This is a genomic window from Vibrio sp. ER1A (assembly GCF_000733315.1).
Classification (GTDB): Bacteria; Pseudomonadota; Gammaproteobacteria; order Enterobacterales; family Vibrionaceae; genus Vibrio; species Vibrio mediterranei.
The window spans coordinates 1-2,247 of record NZ_JPJA01000078.1 but is presented as its reverse complement, the minus strand read 5'-3'; the positions used below and the strand labels follow the sequence as shown (position 1 = coordinate 2,247).

Genomic DNA, 2,247 nt, shown 5'->3' with positions numbered 1-2,247 from the left:
GATAATATTTATATAACTATTTTCTACGTTTATCGCGAGTAGTAATATTGTTGCGTTTTAAAATCATTGATACATATGCTTGTGTAATTCCATACTTAGCAGCGATGGCAGTTTGCTTGCTGCCATCAACGTATTCTTGAATGATTGTTTCTTTACAGATTTTCATTTTTATTTCCTCAAAAGGATTCAAGACCCTTTATTATTTCATTTCAGTAAGAACACTGATAATCTCTTCGCGAGCATCAGGGTTCAGACCAACGTGTTTGATAACAGATTTAAGAACTTCTTTGTTTCCACGCTCTGTTTCAATTACCTTTTTGCCTTTAGTGATATCGCGGCAACGTAATGCACTTTCCAGCTTACGAACTTGAGATTCGATACGGTCGAATAACTGGTACTGTGAATGGTCATAACGTTTTGTACGAGCACGGTATTTAACACGAAGACCAGCATTATGAGACGCTAGTTTATTACGAAGTAATTTGATAACGTCACGACGATAAGAAGTAGCTGAAGCTGGAATTGTCTTATAACAATCATATAATTCAGACCATGCAAGCATCATATCATCGTGTTCATCAAACAATTTAATTACCTGTGCACCAATCGATTTACGTTGTTTAATCAACTTAATGATTTGTTGCTGACGATAAGTGTAAACTTCGATAGCAGCCTCTGTAGCTTCTTCGATTGTTTCAGCTTGTAGAACTTTTTCAATTGCCTGTTTATATTGTTGATACGCTTCATAAACTTGCATACCAAGCTCGACCGAATAACTCATTGCCATTGCCATTGCTTCTTTTTCTGGAAGAAGGTAAATGTCGCGAATACCTTTAGCGTTTTGGTGTTTTTCGTAAAATTCACTGCTTTTTATTTTTAAAAGCAGTGACTCGTCGAAATTAGACTTCATTTTTGTAACAAGGTTGCCGTGCTGCTTACCAATAATGATTGCTAATGCATTTGAAGGAATAACACCGTTATTTTGTTCGATAACAGAAATGATTTGTGAAATTGTTACTTTAGACATAATTAGTTCTCTTTATTTGATTGAGTATCTGTCTCCACAGGATTCGAGTACCAATGAACGAGAACAACCCGAACCCTACAGATACTCAAACAGATAAACATTGGATTAAATTGGAATGCGGTGGAGCCGCTAGAAGAGGAAGTTTCCTTCCTCATTCATAATTTTATTTATATAACTTGCGCATATTAAAATGCATTTTTTGCTTCAAATGCTTCAATTGTGTAACCAGATTCACGCTTCTTTTTATTAATAGCGTATTTGCGTTGTTTTTCTTTCTTCTTGAACTCTTCTTGTTTTTTAGCGTAATCAATCTCAAGAATAGCTTGTTTAACTTCTTCACGTTTTAATGGGCAAGAAATTGAATCGAATGCTTCAACTGGGTCAGTAACAACAGGCTTAACAACATTGTTTTCAAGAGTAGCAACGTTAAGTTCTTTGAATACTGAAGAGTATGTAGAACCTTTAATAAAACGAGCAGTATCAGTACCTTCTATAGACTTGAAACGAAATACAAGACGAGTTTCACGCTTGCCGCCTTCTTCTTTATAAAACGCTACACCGATAGCACTTTCAGCGACGCCTGAAACTTCTTTAACGCCAACAACGATGAATGTTTCTTCATTTTCACCAACGTAAAATACGTTAGCCTCTGGCACACGCTCTTTAATTGCCTTGATTTTAGCGTTAACGTAAGCAGTAATGTTTGTTTTAACAACGCTTGATGGTACATGCTTACGAATAGTAGACTTTAGTTCTTCTTCATTAGCTAGATCTAGAGCAACATGAAACTGAGATACGGCTTTAACACGTGTTTCTTTACCAGCGGTGTAATAGAAAACAAGTGTATCACCACTTTCGTTATTGAAAAGATTGAATGAAGAAATGCGAGATGGTTTAAAATTGTTTAATTTTTGGTTTTTATTTGGTTTGTTTTTCATGGGTTATACCTTTAAATGTTTGAGAAGTCGTATTTTGGACGTTTTACGCCGCTTAATTTAAGTGTGCGAGATACCGTTGGTTGCGATACCCCAAGATGATTTGCAATCTCTTTTTGAGTTGCACCTGCTTTAGCGTATTTAATGATTAAAGCGGTTGTTTCATTTGAAATTGGTTGTTGTGCCATGGGGCTTTCCTTAATAAAATATTCACATGATGGAAAAATAAAAGAAACTCTCGTTTCTTCATGTATGTATTTAATGGTGTTTCAGCTAAGAGTAAAC

At 35.5% G+C, this 2,247-nt stretch carries 4 protein-coding genes; all 4 read right to left on the bottom strand.

Going from position 1 to position 2,247, the window contains the following annotated elements; genetic code table 11:
• Nucleotides 1-16: 16 nt before the first annotated feature.
• Entirely contained in the window at nt 17-166 is a 150-nt protein-coding gene (locus HW45_RS29515) for a hypothetical protein (protein WP_160171202.1), read from the bottom strand.
• A gap of 33 nt (nt 167-199) precedes the next feature.
• On the bottom strand, nt 200-1,027 hold the full coding sequence (locus HW45_RS04840) for a hypothetical protein (RefSeq protein ID WP_038225328.1): 828 nt from the start codon (nt 1,025-1,027) through the stop codon (nt 200-202).
• A 185-nt stretch (nt 1,028-1,212) separates the two neighbouring features.
• Nucleotides 1,213-1,965 (bottom strand): hypothetical protein, encoded by a 753-nt coding sequence (locus HW45_RS04835; RefSeq protein ID WP_038225327.1) that lies wholly within the window; start codon nt 1,963-1,965, stop codon nt 1,213-1,215.
• A gap of 11 nt (nt 1,966-1,976) precedes the next feature.
• Entirely contained in the window at nt 1,977-2,150 is a 174-nt protein-coding gene (locus HW45_RS28740) for a winged helix-turn-helix domain-containing protein (RefSeq protein ID WP_081875765.1), read from the bottom strand.
• Nucleotides 2,151-2,247 lie beyond the last annotated feature (97 nt).